The sequence below is a fragment of the Tenacibaculum sp. Bg11-29 genome (assembly GCF_002836595.1).
Taxonomy (GTDB): domain Bacteria; phylum Bacteroidota; class Bacteroidia; order Flavobacteriales; family Flavobacteriaceae; genus Polaribacter.
The window spans coordinates 293,685-308,398 of the sequence record NZ_PJBB01000003.1 but is presented as its reverse complement, the minus strand read 5'-3'; the positions used below and the strand labels follow the sequence as shown (position 1 = coordinate 308,398).

16 protein-coding genes are annotated in these 14,714 nt (G+C 29.0%); 13 read left to right on the top strand and 3 right to left on the bottom strand.

What is annotated here, in order from left to right; all coding sequences use genetic code 11:
• Positions 1-34 precede the first annotated feature (34 nt).
• Genes CXF68_RS01415 through CXF68_RS01395 form a run of 5 tightly spaced genes read left to right on the top strand, consistent with a single transcriptional unit; the run spans position 35 to position 3,215 of the window.
• Entirely contained in the window at positions 35-1,003 is a 969-nt protein-coding gene (locus CXF68_RS01415) for a M23 family metallopeptidase (RefSeq protein WP_101042577.1), read from the top strand.
• A gap of 18 nt (positions 1,004-1,021) precedes the next feature.
• Positions 1,022-1,351: a MerR family transcriptional regulator gene (locus CXF68_RS01410; RefSeq protein WP_101042576.1), complete on the top strand. Its 330-nt coding sequence runs from the start codon at positions 1,022-1,024 to the stop codon at positions 1,349-1,351.
• Between the two features lie 15 nt (positions 1,352-1,366).
• Entirely contained in the window at positions 1,367-1,960 is a 594-nt protein-coding gene (locus tag CXF68_RS01405; RefSeq protein ID WP_101042575.1) for a LemA family protein, read from the top strand.
• A gap of 2 nt (positions 1,961-1,962) precedes the next feature.
• Positions 1,963-2,400: a TPM domain-containing protein gene (locus CXF68_RS01400; RefSeq protein ID WP_101042574.1), complete on the top strand. Its 438-nt coding sequence runs from the start codon at positions 1,963-1,965 to the stop codon at positions 2,398-2,400.
• The gene (locus CXF68_RS01395) at positions 2,397-3,215 is read left to right on the top strand and encodes a YgcG family protein (RefSeq protein ID WP_101042573.1); all 819 of its coding nucleotides are present in this window, start codon (positions 2,397-2,399) and stop codon (positions 3,213-3,215) included. The genes CXF68_RS01400 and CXF68_RS01395 overlap by 4 nt, the downstream gene beginning before the upstream one ends.
• Before the next feature lie 103 nt (positions 3,216-3,318).
• On the opposite strand, the gene CXF68_RS01390 is transcribed toward CXF68_RS01395, so the two are convergent.
• On the bottom strand, positions 3,319-4,434 hold the full coding sequence (locus tag CXF68_RS01390; RefSeq protein WP_101042572.1) for a serine hydrolase: 1,116 nt from the start codon (positions 4,432-4,434) through the stop codon (positions 3,319-3,321).
• A 188-nt stretch (positions 4,435-4,622) separates the two neighbouring features.
• Between CXF68_RS01390 and CXF68_RS01385 the strand changes: the two genes are divergently transcribed.
• Positions 4,623-5,474 (top strand): hypothetical protein, encoded by an 852-nt coding sequence (locus CXF68_RS01385; protein ID WP_232771593.1) that lies wholly within the window; start codon positions 4,623-4,625, stop codon positions 5,472-5,474.
• On the opposite strand, the gene CXF68_RS01380 is transcribed toward CXF68_RS01385, so the two are convergent.
• On the bottom strand, positions 5,471-6,283 hold the full coding sequence (locus tag CXF68_RS01380) for a hypothetical protein (RefSeq protein WP_101042571.1): 813 nt from the start codon (positions 6,281-6,283) through the stop codon (positions 5,471-5,473). The genes CXF68_RS01385 and CXF68_RS01380 overlap by 4 nt on opposite strands.
• A gap of 234 nt (positions 6,284-6,517) precedes the next feature.
• Here CXF68_RS01380 and CXF68_RS01375 point away from each other — a divergent pair, with 234 nt between their 5' ends.
• The 7 genes from CXF68_RS01375 to CXF68_RS01345 all read left to right on the top strand — a co-directional run bounded on the left by CXF68_RS01375 (position 6,518) and on the right by CXF68_RS01345 (position 14,278).
• A complete protein-coding gene (locus tag CXF68_RS01375; RefSeq protein WP_101042570.1) occupies positions 6,518-8,368 on the top strand; it encodes a tetratricopeptide repeat protein in 1,851 nt (616 codons plus the stop codon).
• A complete protein-coding gene (locus CXF68_RS01370; RefSeq protein WP_101042569.1) occupies positions 8,369-9,124 on the top strand; it encodes a LytTR family DNA-binding domain-containing protein in 756 nt (251 codons plus the stop codon).
• 82 nt (positions 9,125-9,206) lie between these two features.
• Positions 9,207-9,617 (top strand): hypothetical protein, encoded by a 411-nt coding sequence (locus CXF68_RS01365; protein ID WP_101042568.1) that lies wholly within the window; start codon positions 9,207-9,209, stop codon positions 9,615-9,617.
• Positions 9,618-9,669: 52 nt separating this feature from the next.
• Positions 9,670-10,005, top strand: coding sequence for a hypothetical protein (locus CXF68_RS01360; protein ID WP_101042567.1), 336 nt, complete (start codon positions 9,670-9,672; stop codon positions 10,003-10,005).
• A 129-nt stretch (positions 10,006-10,134) separates the two neighbouring features.
• Complete coding sequence (locus CXF68_RS01355) at positions 10,135-10,779, top strand: hypothetical protein (protein ID WP_101042566.1); 645 nt, start codon at positions 10,135-10,137, stop codon at positions 10,777-10,779.
• Between the two features lie 117 nt (positions 10,780-10,896).
• Positions 10,897-12,735 carry a leucine-rich repeat domain-containing protein gene (locus tag CXF68_RS01350; RefSeq protein ID WP_101042565.1) on the top strand — a complete coding sequence of 613 codons (1,839 nt, stop codon included), beginning with the start codon at positions 10,897-10,899 and terminating at the stop codon, positions 12,733-12,735.
• Between the two features lie 46 nt (positions 12,736-12,781).
• Positions 12,782-14,278 (top strand): M48 family metallopeptidase, encoded by a 1,497-nt coding sequence (locus CXF68_RS01345; protein ID WP_101042564.1) that lies wholly within the window; start codon positions 12,782-12,784, stop codon positions 14,276-14,278.
• A 49-nt stretch (positions 14,279-14,327) separates the two neighbouring features.
• Here CXF68_RS01345 and CXF68_RS01340 read toward each other — a convergent pair whose 3' ends face one another.
• Positions 14,328-14,714, bottom strand: coding sequence for a DUF423 domain-containing protein (locus tag CXF68_RS01340; RefSeq protein WP_101042563.1), 387 nt, complete (start codon positions 14,712-14,714; stop codon positions 14,328-14,330).

Below are 14,714 nucleotides of genomic sequence, written 5' to 3'. Positions count from 1 at the left end.
GTTTAACAAGCACAAAAATAGTATATTTAGTATTATGGCGAAAGTAAAATATTATTACGACCCCGAGACATTATCGTACCGAAAAATAGAGTCTAATAAAAGTGAAAAATATAAAAAATCTTTTTTAGGAGTCGTCGGAGCTTTATTAATTGCTTTCTTCGGTTTTATTGGGTTTAGTCAGTTTTTAATGTCTCCAAATGAGAGGTCTCAGAAGAGAGAACTTGAAAATTTTAAACTTCATACAGAGTTAATGTCTAAAGAATTAGGCGTATTATCTGAACGATTATCTGAATTGCAAGAAAGAGATGATAATATTTATAGAACTTATTTTGAAGCAAGTCCTATACCTGAAGAACAACGTAAAGCTGGTTTTGGAGGTGTAAATAGGTACAAGCATTTAGAAGGTTTTAAGAATAGTGCGATGATTGTAAATGTGACCAAAGAAATAGAAATATTATCTAAGCAAATGGTTGTACAATCAAAATCATTGGATGAAATTGTTAGTCTCGCAAAAGAAAAAGAAAAAATGCTAGCATCGATACCTGCAATCCAACCAGTGAAAAATGAAAATTTAAAAAGAATGGCTTCTGGTTTTGGTATGCGTTTGCATCCAATTTTAAAATCGTGGAGAATGCATAATGGAATGGATTTTACAGCTCCAAAAGGGACACCTATATTTGCTTCAGGAAATGGAAGGGTAAGTAAAGCGCATCGTAGTTCGTCTTTTGGTAATGTTGTGTATATAAGTCATGGGTATGGTTACGAAACTATTTATGCACATATGAGTAAAATACTAGCTAAGAAAGGTCAAAAAGTAAAACGTGGAGATATTATAGGATATGTTGGTAATACAGGACGTTCGGCAGCACCTCATTTACATTATGAAGTACATAAAAATGGTAGACCTGTAAATCCTATTTATTATTATTACGGAGATTTAACTCCAGAAGAGTTTGTAGCAATGCAAAAAGCATCACAGCAAAAAGGGCAATCGTACGATTAATTAGAATATTGAAGACCAATGTATGTAGAGTTACCTGAAAAAAGATATTATAAAATAGGCGAAGTATCTAAGGCTTTCGACGTTAATGTTTCACTAATTCGCTTTTGGGAACAAGAGTTTGATGTAATTAAACCCAAAAAAAATGCGAAAGGAAATAGATTGTTTACTAAAGAAGATATTGAGAATTTTAAATTAATATATAACTTAGTAAAAGAAAGAGGTTTTACTTTAGAAGGTGCAAAGAAAAAATTAAAGAGGAACCCTGATGGGGTAATAAGTAATCACGAAATTATTAGTAGATTAGAAGCTGTAAAAGCGGAATTACAAAAAATTAAAAATCAATTATAAATCAATTTTAAAAATATGAAAAAATTTCTTCCTATAATTCTTATAGCTATTATTGCCTATGGATTTTATAACTGGGCTGTAGGTTTTCAAAACAATGCTGTAGAATTTCAAGAAAATGCAAAAACTAGTTGGTCTAATGTAGAAAGTGCTTACCAACGTAGAAATGATTTAATTGGTAATTTAGTTAAAACGGTACAAGGAGCTGCTGATTTTGAAAAAGAAACGTTAACACAAGTTATTGAAGCGAGAGCAAAAGCAACTTCTGTTAACATAAACGCAGGAGATTTAACCCCTGAGAATATGGCTCAATTTCAAAAAGCACAATCAGGTTTATCAGGAGCTTTATCTAAATTATTAGTTTCTGTAGAGCGTTATCCAGATCTTAAAGCAAATAGAAATTTCTTAGAATTACAAAGTCAATTAGAAGGTACAGAAAATCGTATTAATGTTGCGCGTGATCGCTTTAATGAAAAGGTTAACATTTACAATAAATTAATTAAGAAGTTTCCTGGTTCTTTCTTAGCAGGGATTTTCAATTTTACTGAAATGAATCGTTATAAAGCAGATGCAGGTTCAGAAAAAGCACCTGATGTAAACTTTAAATTCTAAATATGTCTAAAGTAGAAGATTTTCTTTCATTAAAACAAGAAGAGGAAATCGTTAATGCAATTAGGCAAGCTGAACGAAATACTTCTGGTGAAATACGTGTGCATATTGAGAAAACAACAACAATTTCTCATTACGACCGTGCGTTAGAAGTATTTCAGAAGCTTAAGATGTTTAATACCAAAGAACAAAACGCAGTATTAATTTACCTTGCTGTAGAAGATCATAAGTTTGTTATTTATGGTGATAAAGGTATTGATGCGGTTATTGCGGATGATTTTTGGGATACGACAAGAAATATCATGCAAGAAGAATTTAAACAAGGTAATTTTACACAAGGAATTGTTAAAGGTATTTTAAAAGCCGGAAATGAATTAAAAACTCATTTTCCGTGGCAGATTGATGATGAAAATGAATTGTCTAATGAAATTTCTAAAGGATGATTCAAAGATTATTAGTCATTAATAAAAAAGTTTTACTCTTTATAATAGCTTTCGCTTTTATACAAACATTGTTTTCACAAGGATTTGAAATACCTAAAAAGCCTAATGAAGAAACAAGTGTTTATGATTATGTAGGATTGCTGTCTAAAGGGCAGAAGGTTAACTTAGAAAATAAGTTGATTAAATATTCTGATACCACTTCTACACAAATTGTAATTGCTATAATTGATTCTACTAAAGGAGAAAATATTAACTATTTAGCAGCAAATTGGGGTGAGAAATGGGGAATAGGACAAGCTGAAGAAGATAATGGTGTTTTAGTTTTATTAGCAAAAAGTGATCGTAAAATATCTATTCAAGCAGGTAAAGGAACAGAGCATTTACTAACTGATTTTCTTTCAAAAAGAATTATTGAAAGAGAGATAATTCCTCAATTTAAACGTGGAGATTATTATGCTGGTTTAAATAGTGGAGCAGATGCTATCTTTAAAGCTTTAAATGGCGAATACAAAGGAAGTAGAAAAAAATCAGAAGACTTCGATCCAAGTTTTATCATTTTTATAATTATCCTTATTATCTTTTTTGTTTTAATATTTAGAGGTAATAAAGGTAACCGAGGTGGTGGTAAAAGAAATTATAGAAGATCAGATTCGAGAAGTATTTTAGAAACTATAATTTTAAGCAATGCCGGACGAGGAGGTTTCGGTGGTAGTGGCGGTTTCGGAGGTTCATCAGGAGGTTTTGATGGTGGCGGTTTCGGCGGAGGCTTCGGTGGCGGAAGTTTTGGCGGAGGTGGTGCATCTGGAGGTTGGTAATTTATATAAAAGCATAGATTTCGTTTAAACAAATTATATAAAAAAGTACTTGTTATTATTGATGATGATTCAATAATAGCAAGTACTTTTTTTAGTAGTAGTTTTATTTAGTAGAAATGTATTTTAATAATGAAGTACACATTGTATTAATTTGTTCAAAGTTTGGATTTTTAGAAGTTACGTTAGAAAGTACAACAACTGCTTTTTTATTCTTTTTATCAATAGCAAAAGCTGATGAGTACCCGCCAGTATTTCCACTATGGAATAAAAATGTATAGTTAGCATTTCCTGTAATAAACCATCCTAAACCTAAACCTTGATATTCATCATGCTTATAGGTCATAGTTTGCGGTAAGTTATATACAACATCATCCTCAAAGTTTTTACGAATAAATTTTTCTAAATCAGTAACAGATGATTTCATGCCTCCTGCTGCAACAGAAGTGTTTGAGAAGTTCCAATTTGGAGATATGTTACCGTTTTCATCAAGTCCTGATACTAACAAATTTGGATTAATATTTGATAATTCTGTTGTAGAATTATTCATTTGTAATGGAGCAAGAATTGTTTCTTGTAAAATATTTTCATAAGTTTTACTAGCCTTTTTAGCTAAAATATACCCTAATAAACCTACTCCTGAGTTTGAGTATTCGAATTTAGAACCTATTTCGTTATTTAAAACAATTTCATTTTTTAAATAATCTTCTAGTAAAATTGGAGTATAACTTGCAAAAGGATCCATAAGGTTAAAATCAGGTGCTGCGGCATAGTTAGTAGGTGTGGTTGGAAGCCCAGAAGTGTGGTTTGCCAATTGTGATAATTGTATGCTACCACCATTTTTTAATGGAAAATTAAATTGCTCTTGTAATGTTTCGTTTAAAGAAGCTTTGCCTTTATTTATAGCATCAGAAAGTAGTATGCTTGTAAATACTTTTGTTATTGAGCCTATTTCAAATACACTGTTTTTATTGTTTGCAATTTGAAATAGATCATCTTTTTTAAGAATTCCAATATATGCTGTTTCATTATTATCAATAACAGCAATTGAAATCTCTGTAGAATTAGGGAAATTTGTAAGATTCTCTTTTATAAGAGCAGCTTTATTTTTATCTGTTATTTCAGTAGTAAAATTTGTAGGTTCTATTTTAGGTTCTTCATCATTACAACTTATCAAGAAAAAGATAAAAAGAAATGCAATTTTGTAAATGTAGTGTTTCATAATTTTTTTGTTTTATAATTTAATAACGCAAATCTATCTTATTGATTTTCAGTATTTGTTAAAGAAGATTTAATTAAAATACAATTGAATACTAATAAAAACTAAATGAAATGCTAAATAGTAAAACGAAATAAAAGAGAAGCTCTTCAATACTTTTTTTATATTTACTTTTAGTAATAAATAAGAAAATGAAAAATCCGTATTTATTTTTATGTAGTTTACTAGTGTTGATTAGCTGTCAGGATTTCGGACAGTTACAGATACTTGCTGATTTACCGAACTCTTTAGAAGAAGTTTCTGGAATAGAAAAAGTAAAAGGCTCTAATTTATTATGGATGCTTAATGACAGTGGAAATAAACCAATTATTTACGGGGTTGATACCAAAGGTAAAATTATACGAGAGGTTGCTGTTAAAGCAAAAAACAATGATTGGGAAGATATAACTTCTGATGAGGAAGGAAATTTATATATAGCAGACTTTGGGAATAACAATAACAAGCGAAGAGATTTGAGAATACTTAAAATAAGTTATCAAGATTTGTTGGTGAAAGACGAGGTTACAGTCCAAAAAATTAAGTTTTATTATCCATTACAAAAAAAGTTTCCACCTAAGAAGAAAAGACGTTTTTTTGATGCAGAGAGTTTATTGTATAAAGATGGGTTTTTATACATTTTCACTAAAAGTAGGGTTGCTAATAATTTTGGAAAAACAACTTTATATAAAATTCCAGCTATAGAGGGGAATCATGAAGCAAAATTCATTTCAACCTTTGAAACATGCACTGACTTTCATTGTTGGGTAACAGCAGCAGCAATTTCTCCTGATAAAAAAAAGGTTGCATTACTAAATCACCAATCGGTTTTTGTATTTACAAATTTTCTTGAAGATGATTTTTTATCAGGAGATGTAAAAGAGTTCTCTTTGGGGTATATGTCTCAAAAAGAAGGGGTTGTTTTTAAAGACAATAAAACACTTTATATTACTGATGAAAGAGCACATTTAAAAGGTGGTAAATTGTACGAATTCTATTTAAATTAATAGTAATTCGTTTTTTGATACTCATCTATCCACCCTTTCGGAAACTTGTCATACAAATCAATTAAAACAGGTTTATTTATCTCTTCAGATTGAAAATCTTTGTAAAAACTCCCTAATAACCAAACTTGCGTGTTTTTTAGTTCTTTTTTATGTAAATTTAGTAATGCTTTTTTAGAGGTTTCATTAGCGTCTAATAACAAAAGAACAAGTGAAGCCGCAGTTTCAAAATTGCTATCTAAATAAAAATATAAACCATTTTTAATACGAGTTAAAAGTAGTTTGTTTGATAAAAAAGGAGCAAAACGAATTCTTTTTTTACGTAGATTCGGGTAGCATGAATAACTATTACTTAAATTTAAGAATTTAATTGATGCTATATAATCCTCATAAGAGAGAGTTGCTATTTTAAGTAAATCACTATTATTTTTAAAGTCGAAAAGTAAATACATTTTAGATACGCTAACATAGGTTTTATCAATGTCATTGTCTAATATGTTTTTTTCTACAGCAGCCAAAAATAAAGGAAAATTTAGTTTGCTAGGTACATCCCAAATACCTAATTTTATTCTGTAATAATAGGCGAGGTAAATATTTTTTTGCGATATTTTTATCATCTTCGTTTTCATTACTCTGTTAATTTCATAATGAAACGAAGGGTAAAATTGTCCCTGAAAAACATGTAAACGAGCTTCTTCTTCGCTATCAATAAAATTTTGAATGATGCCGTTGTTATCTTTCTTTATAGCTACTGCAAAATTTAAGTTGTTGTAACGTTTTTCTTGCTGTTTTATTAAATGTTCTTTATCCATTGTTAATAAGATATGTTAAAGTAAGATATGTTTTCTTTTTGTACTTCTGATGCTAATAAAGTGTTGTTTTTTTTTACTTCATAGTGTGAAGTTATCGTGTTTTTAGATTACTAAGAGAATGATTTTATAAGTGCTATTGCCTATTTTATATTTGAATAAAAGTAAGTGGTGTTTTTTTTAACCTGCCATTATTATAGTTATTTTAGCTGTTATAAAAAATTAGAATAACCTTTTATGTATTCCACTTTTAAGCATTTTTTACAAGTTATTTTTGTGTTGGTTTTTTGTGTGTTTGGAGTAAGATGTTCTACGCCTAATAGTGTTAGACCAGCATTAGAAAAGCAATTATTAACATTACAAGAAGACTCTCAGAAGCAACCTGAAAAAGCAATAAAAAAAATTGATAGTTTACTATTAAATGTAGCTAATTTAAACACTGCGGAAGAAGCGCTACTTTTATTTGAAAAAGGGGAAGTATATTATTTGAATGATGAGTTTATAGAAGCAAAAAATATTCATTTAAAAACATACACGCTATTTTCTAAATTTAACGATAACTATAATAAAGGGAGAAGTTTAATAACGTTAAGTAACACCTGTATTAAATTAAGAGAATTTGAAAAAGCACAAGAATACGCTATCGAGGCTTTGCATATTGGTGAACTTATAAATAATAATAGATTACAAGCAAAAGCAAACAATCAATTATTTCAATTACATTTTAGGTTAAAAGACTACAAAAAGGCATTAGCATATATAAATCAATCAGAAAAACTATTTTTAAATTCTGAAGACATTACATCTATTATTGCTGTAAAAGGAAACATAGCAACGATATACTTACAATTAAAAGAATACAATAAAGCATTGCGAAAATTTTCAGAAGCTTTAAAATTAAGTGAGAAAATTAAGGATCCTAAAACTATTGTACGGGTTTTAAATAATATAGGATTTACTTATTTAGAAGCTAGGGAGTTTAAACAATCAGAAAAATTTCTAAGAGGAGCCATAACTTTAAATAGAAATATTAAAGCTATAAATGCAGCACCTTATAAAGGTTTAGGAGCTTTGTTTTTAATAAATAATAAGTTAGATTCTGCCAAAGTAAATTATAAGAAAGCGTTAAATATTTATAGAGATAAGGGAAATATAAATGCTGAGATCAACGTTAGAGACAGGTTAATAGCTGTTGCTCTTTTAGAAAAAAACTTTGAAGAAGCTTTATTTCATCAAACGATACGTGATAGTGTTAAAATTCAATTGAATAAAAGTGAGAAAGAAAAACTACTTCATTTTGCGAATGTAAATTATAAAGTAAAAGAAAATGAGATCGCTTTAAAACATCAAAAAGAAACAAGTAAGCAAAATATGTTTTTAGGTGTAAGTGTTATTGTTTCATTGGTATTACTACTTATTATAGCTATTTTTTTTAATTACAATAATAAACTAAGAGCTTTAAATAAAGCATCGAAGTTAGAGCAACGTTTGTTAAGAGTGCAAATGAATCCTCACTTTATATTTAATACTCTGGCAGCAATTCAAAACATCATTTTAGAAGGAAATCCTTTAAAATCTTCGAATTATATAGCTAAGTTCTCTAAATTAATTCGTCAGAATTTCGATTATGTTAGAAAAGAAGAAATATCATTAGAAGAAGAAATTAAAATGATTTCTAATTATATTGAAACGCAGCAACTACGTTTTAATAATGCATTTAAGTATACAATAGATATATCAGAGAATTGTAATATAAAAGAACTTAAAATGCCTCCAATGCTTTTGCAACCTTTTGTAGAGAATGCAATTGAGTATGGTCTTAAAGGAAAAAAAACAGACGGAGTTTTAGCTTTAAAAATTGATAAACAAAAAGAGGGTTTATATTTTGAAATTCTGGATAATGGGGTTGGAAGAACTCTAAAACAAAAAGATGTTAAAGTCTCAGAAAAATTACATGCAACAGCTGTTTTTATAGAACGATTAAAAACAAGAGGCAAGGGAGAGGAAAAGTCTTTTACGATTGAAGATTTATATAATGATGAAAAAAAATCAATAGGAACTAAAGTGTTTTTTAAACTTACCGTATAAATGATAAAGACAGTATTAATAGAAGATGAGTTTAATGCCTTAAATACTTTAACTAAACTAATTCAATATACCCAAAAAGATATTGAAATTATAGCAACAATAGATAATGTAAATGATGCTATTGTATTCTTAAAAAACAATACACCAGATTTGGTTTTTATGGATATAGAATTAATAGGGGGTACTGCTTTTCAAATATTAGAAACCCTAGAAACTATTAATTTTAAAATAATATTTACAACTGCTTTTGATGAGTTTGCTATCAAAGCTATAAAGTTTGATACTGTTGATTATTTATTAAAACCAATAGATTCAGATGAGTTAAGTAAGTGCATAGAACGTTTTAGAATTGGTTATGAAAAAGAACAACATTATTTAAAGGTTGTAGATAAGGTTGTTGAATTAGATAAAAAAGAAGCACAGAAAACACTGCTAATAAAAACAACAGAAGAACAACATTTTTTGCAAGTAGATGAAATTATACGCTGTCAATCAGATGGGAGTTATACTACCTTTCATACTAAAAGAAAAAAAATAATGAGTGCAAGAAACTTAAAATATTACGAAAATATTTTAAGCGAACATACTTTTGTTAGAATACATCAATCTCATTTAATAAATATAAAATACATAGCTTCGGTAACAACAAATACAGTTGTGTTAACAGGAGGAGAGAAAATACCATTAGCATCTAGAAAAAAGAGTTATTTAAAGCAGTTTCTAAATCAATTTCAGCAAATACAAAACAAGAAGTAACGATTATAAAACTGTTTTTTAAAAACTATTTTTTCGATATAGTTTTGAGGTATAAATTAAAAATAACCTTAAAACAATTAAAATGGGACTTAAAGAAAAGAGATTTACAAAAACGTTTCAAGAGGAGCAATACCCAGCTTTAAAAGAGAAAATTAATGTAGCAGCTGGTTTTGATATTACTTTAGAAACAGCGTGGGAAACTTTATTTGAAGATCGTTTTTTACATTTATATAGCGATAGCTATCCTAAAATTTACTTTCAGCCATTAATTGAAAGTTTTTCAGCTATAACTGCCGATGACATGGGTAAAGAAGCCTTGAAAGAAAGCTTAAAAAAAGTAATAATTGTTAATAACGACAATCATCACAACCCAACAAATGCATATACTTTTTCAGAAGGGGTTTTACAAATAAACCATAGTCCGATTTTAAATGCAGATGATGTAAGTTCAAGAACTAAGGTACTTACTAGCTTATTAGAGAATAATTTATAAAAATAAAGCCTCCTTTTTTAATTTAAAAAAGGAGGCTTTAAAAAATTAAGATATGTTAAAAGGGCTATACCTAGCAGTATTTTTACTAGTTATCAGTACGTTTTATTCATGCGGTATAGCAACTAAAGTTGCTAAAAAAAGTTTAATGGAGTATTTAGAGCTACATCATAAAGGAAAATACGAAATTGTTGTGTTCAAACGTAATTTTAATACAACTAGTGTAAATTTTAACCTGTTTTTAGTAGCGTTAAGATTGGTAGAAATAAAAACTGTTTCAATAGTATTTGAATGGGATGCTAAATTAAAAAAATTGCATAGGCCTTATTATAAAGAAGAAAACTCTAGAGCTTATTTAACTTCAAAAACATTAAAGAGGTTTGTTAATTAATCGTTTTATGGCTATTTCATTTTAACACTTTCTTCCACCTTATTTTTTTCTAATTAAGAGCAATACCTGTCTCTTTAAATTATAAAACTAGTCAAGTTTTATTTACGCTCAATAATTAAATAAAAAAGAATGGATATGTCATATATAAATAAGTTTAAGGCAAAATCACCTGCTGTAATAATAGATCTTATTTTTAAAGAGAAAGAAGAAGTAGCAATTACTTTAACGCTTAAAAACGGAACATATTTAGAAGGTTTTATTGTTGATGTATTAAAAGAAGAATATCAAATAGCGGTATGTTTAAGAACTCAAAACAATGAAGTTTTCTTTTTTAATGCTCAAGAGGTTTGTTTATTAAGTATTAAATATCCGAAACAATTAGCTGTAGCATTGTCTGACGGTAGCGTGAGCAGACCCATTAATTCTAATGAAACAATAAGTGGTTTAGAGTTAAAAAGATGGGTTAATAAACAACAAGAAATATTAAATGTACCAATTAATTTAAGTGTAGATAAAGTTGCATTACAAGAGTTAAACGTTCGTTTGAATTGTAAAGATATAGTAAACTCTCTTTTACAAGCAGTAACATTGGTGTGTAATGACTCAATGGCATTAGATATTTGGAAAACCATAACAAGTATAACTATTGTTCAAGCAGCAAATTTTAAAGTAAAGAAGGTAGATAATGTTTTAGAGATTTCTATTGACACTAAAAAAGCATTACCTAAAAACTTAGAAAACATTTTAGTAGAGAAAATTGAATCAGTTTTGTGAAATACGCTTATAAAATGAATTACTGCGTATATAAAAGCAATAAAAGGAAGCTAATCATTAGACTTTATATTTGAATAAGGATTAAGGAAATTATAAAAAAACATACATAATATTACTATGGGACTAAGAGAAAAAAGAATTATTAAAGCATTTCAAAATGAGTTATACCCAAAAATTGAAGAGCAAATTTTTAAAGCAGCAAATTTTGATGTACTAATTTCTATCGCATGGGATACTTTACAAGAAGATCGTTTTTCACATTTATACAACGATACTTTTGTTAAAGTTTACTTTCAGCCATTAATAGACGGGCTAAAAGCTATTAATATAGACGAACTAGGGGGAGAATTATTAAGAAAAGGATTGAGAAAAATTGTTATTGAAAACAGTAAAAATGAAAGTAACCCAGAGAATGCGATTAGTTTCGAAGAAGGGGTTTTAAAAATAGATCATAGCCCAGTTATTAATGCTGATGCGATAGAAAGTAGAACTAAACGTATTATTGCGTTATTGGAGGATAATTTAGAGCGTTTTTCAGAAGCAGATGAAAACCTAAATGGCACTTCTGTTGATTTTAGTAAAAATAAAAATGCTTTTTCATTCGAAGAATTTAATGAAGCAATAACAATTACTAAGTACAATGATGACCAAACAACAATTGTAATTCCTGAACTGATTAACAATAAGAAGGTAACAAAATTAGCTCCGTATTCATTTCAAGAAATGAATTTAGAGAAAGTAATACTTCCTAAAACATTGTTAAGTATAGGAAAGCAAGCATTAGATGGTAATAAACTTACTCATATTAATTTACCAGAAGGTTTAGTTGAAGTTGGTGAAGATGCTTTTTATGGTAATCAATTAAAAACACTTACGTTACCAAATAGCCTTGTTGTAATTGGAGATGGGGCTTTTTCTAGAAACACAATTTCGATATTGACTCTTTCAGAAAATATGATAGAAATACCAAACTATTGTTTTTCTAATAGTGGCATTACAGAAGTAAAATTACCATTAAACCTTAAAAAAATAGGAGAGTCTGCTTTTACAGGTAATAACTTAGCGTTTTTAAATATTCCAAGAGGTGTAGATTCTATTGGCCCACAAGCATTTTCTGAAAGTAATAAATTAAAGAAAGTATCAATGCCGATAATATTTAAAGAAAGGATTGAAAACATTTTTTTTAGATCTGAAATTAATAATATCTCATTTGAATATCCAGGTACAGGTTTAGTCAATAGAAGGGAAGAAGATCAAATAAAAGACGGTTCGAAAAATGAACAGCCTAAAATAAATTTATCACAATTACATAATCAATCGGTAGCGTTAACTTTTGAGCGTCAAGATCACTTTCAAGAAATTGTTGAAGATTTAGACTGGTCTTGTGATATGTTAGAAGGAACGGTAACATATGGTGAGCATGTCTTTAGAATGCAGGTGCTAGGAACATATTCTGAAAAAGAACAGTCATGGCTTTGGGCATGGGCAAATAAACAAAGCGGAATTCCAGAACAATTTTTAGAAGCTTCTTTGGCTTTAAAAGAAATGGGAGTAAAGTATAGTATTGAAGATTTAACAAAGCCAAAGATTGAAACAGAAAATGATCCGGGGCATTATTTTTCTTCAGTAGCTAATGGTGTTGTTGTATCAAGTTGTTATGCTCCTTTAAATTTTAAAGGAATAAAAGTGTACGTATTACTAACATCTGAGTTAGTAGATGCGAAAGAAATTACAGAACCAGCTCTTATTTGTTCGCATTTTGCAAAGACTACTACTCGAATGAAATTTGGTCATAAACATGCTTTGTTCTCTTATTTAAATCAAAAAGGATATAAAGTACAATTGTCTGGTAATAATATTTTAGCGACTAAAGAAAACGATCAAATTCTAGGAATTTTCGACTTGAAAAATCGCTTATTAAAAGCATCTAATTCTAAAATAGCCACAAACGTATAGTAAGGTTACGTGTAAATAGGTAAGTATAATATTTTAAATAAAAAAAATGAACGAATATAAATCTAAAAGTTTAGCTGAATTAGAAAAAGAACATCAAGAAGCACTTACTATTGCTCAGAATAAGATGCTAGAAGATTTAGCTGTAGCACAAGCAAATGGTGACACAGAAAAATTACAAGCTGTAAGTACTGCTTTTCAGGATACAGCACAACAATTAATAGAACAATATACAAAGGGTATTGAAACAATAAACGCCTTAAACTTAAAAAATATTACTGAAAATATCGTTGAGGTTTATGATAATTCTAGAGCAGATATTGATTTAAATGCGTTGGTTTATGACGGGGATAGAGATTATGTTTTAACTTTTCAAGAAGATGAATTAATTCAAAAAATATTAACCAAAATAAAAGATAATAATCCTGTTTTTAAATCACGTCGTCATTTATTAAAATCAAGTTTACGATTAACAAAAACCTTGGCACCTGTTTTACATGAAATAGGTTTGCATTGTAAAGGTATTTTAAAGTTAAAAGCTGATATAGAATTTTTTGTATATCAAAGTGATACTTTTAACGCAGCTTGTTATCCGCCAGATGAAGATAAATTATATATTATTTTATCTTCAGGTCTTTTAGAGCGTTTTAAAAAGGATGAATTGGCCTTTGTAGTAGGTCATGAAATTGGTCATGTTCTTTTTGAACATTTTAATTATCCTGTGAAGCATATTTTAGATGAAGGAGAAAATGAATTAGCGCCTATTTATGCAATGAAATTATATGCATGGAATAGAAATGCCGAAATTAGTGCAGATAGGGCTGGGTTATTATGTTGTCAGAGTTTTGAAGCAGCAGGGCGTACATTTTTTAAACTATCATCAGGAGTAACTACAGATTCATTAGATTTTAAATTAAATGCATACATAGAGCAGTTTTCAGATTTAGAAGCAGTTTTAAAAGACGATACGCACGACCCGTCAGATTGGTATAGTAGTCATCCGTTTAGCCCACTTAGAATAAAAGCATTAGAGCTATTTAATAAAAGTGAAACCTATGGTTTATTTAATCCATCTATAAAAGGAGAGATTACAGAAGAAGCTATGGAGTTAGAAATTAAACGAATTTTATCTTTAATGGAACCAGAAGATTTAGAAAACGAAACTGAGCATTCTGATAAAATACAACGTTTTATGTTTTTAGGTGGATATATGATTTCTAAAGCTGATGGAACCGTAGACGATTCTGAAATACAAGCCTTAAGCAGTATTGTTTCTCCAACCATCTTTGCCGAATGTATGTTAACTGTTAAAGGGTTAACAGAAGATGATATTATTACAGAGATAGTTGATTTAGTAAAAGAATTAGATGTTGTACTATCTGTAATGCAAAAATTAAATATGCTTAGGGATTTATCTATAATCTCGTATGCAGATGGTCAAATAGATGCAGAAGAAGTAAGTGTACTACATAATTTAGCAAAACAACTATATATAAAAACAGAGTTTATAGATAGAGTGATTAGTGATGCTCAAAATGTAGATTAAAAATACTCTTATCCCCATGAGGCTTATTTTGCAGTCAAACTGTAAGCTGTTAAAAGTTTACAGTTTGACTTATTTGGTATATTAATGTAGCCCATCCAATAACCAATAATAAACCTCCTAAAGGTGTTATTGGTCCAAGAAATTTCATTTTTTTGCCTTTCGCGTCAGATAAGACCAATCCGTAAATACTAAAAGAAAAAAGAATGATACCAAAAATAAAACAGTAACTTATTAATTGGTTTGGGGTTTTAAAAGAGCTTCCTACAAACAACAAAACAATTGCGTGATACATTTGATATTTCACCCCTGTTTCAAACGATTTTAATTGGTCTTCAGATAAAATTTTCTTCAAAGCGTGCGCTCCAAATGCCCCAAAAATTACAGCGAGCATTCCAAATAAAGCTCCAGATATTAATACTACTTGTTGTGTTATCAT

Bases quoted from the DNA above. Each gene is read 5' to 3' on its own strand.
- CXF68_RS01390 (WP_101042572.1), bottom strand. From the start codon at position 4,434: ATGAAACACTACATTTACAAAATTGCATTTCTTTTTATCTTTTTCTTG.
- CXF68_RS01405 (WP_101042575.1), top strand. From the start codon at position 1,367: ATGAAAAAATTTCTTCCTATAATTCTTATAGCTATTATTGCCTATGGA.
- CXF68_RS01340 (WP_101042563.1), bottom strand. From the start codon at position 14,714: ATGATAACACAACAAGTAGTATTAATATCTGGAGCTTTATTTGGAATG.
- CXF68_RS01350 (WP_101042565.1), top strand. From the start codon at position 10,897: ATGGGACTAAGAGAAAAAAGAATTATTAAAGCATTTCAAAATGAGTTA.
- CXF68_RS01395 (WP_101042573.1), top strand. From the start codon at position 2,397: ATGATTCAAAGATTATTAGTCATTAATAAAAAAGTTTTACTCTTTATA.
- CXF68_RS01345 (WP_101042564.1), top strand. From the start codon at position 12,782: ATGAACGAATATAAATCTAAAAGTTTAGCTGAATTAGAAAAAGAACAT.
- CXF68_RS01380 (WP_101042571.1), bottom strand. From the start codon at position 6,283: ATGGATAAAGAACATTTAATAAAACAGCAAGAAAAACGTTACAACAAC.
- CXF68_RS01360 (WP_101042567.1), top strand. From the start codon at position 9,670: ATGTTAAAAGGGCTATACCTAGCAGTATTTTTACTAGTTATCAGTACG.
- CXF68_RS01385 (WP_232771593.1), top strand. From the start codon at position 4,623: ATGAAAAATCCGTATTTATTTTTATGTAGTTTACTAGTGTTGATTAGC.
- CXF68_RS01370 (WP_101042569.1), top strand. From the start codon at position 8,369: ATGATAAAGACAGTATTAATAGAAGATGAGTTTAATGCCTTAAATACT.
- CXF68_RS01365 (WP_101042568.1), top strand. From the start codon at position 9,207: ATGGGACTTAAAGAAAAGAGATTTACAAAAACGTTTCAAGAGGAGCAA.
- CXF68_RS01415 (WP_101042577.1), top strand. From the start codon at position 35: ATGGCGAAAGTAAAATATTATTACGACCCCGAGACATTATCGTACCGA.
- CXF68_RS01355 (WP_101042566.1), top strand. From the start codon at position 10,135: ATGGATATGTCATATATAAATAAGTTTAAGGCAAAATCACCTGCTGTA.
- CXF68_RS01400 (WP_101042574.1), top strand. From the start codon at position 1,963: ATGTCTAAAGTAGAAGATTTTCTTTCATTAAAACAAGAAGAGGAAATC.
- CXF68_RS01375 (WP_101042570.1), top strand. From the start codon at position 6,518: ATGTATTCCACTTTTAAGCATTTTTTACAAGTTATTTTTGTGTTGGTT.
- CXF68_RS01410 (WP_101042576.1), top strand. From the start codon at position 1,022: ATGTATGTAGAGTTACCTGAAAAAAGATATTATAAAATAGGCGAAGTA.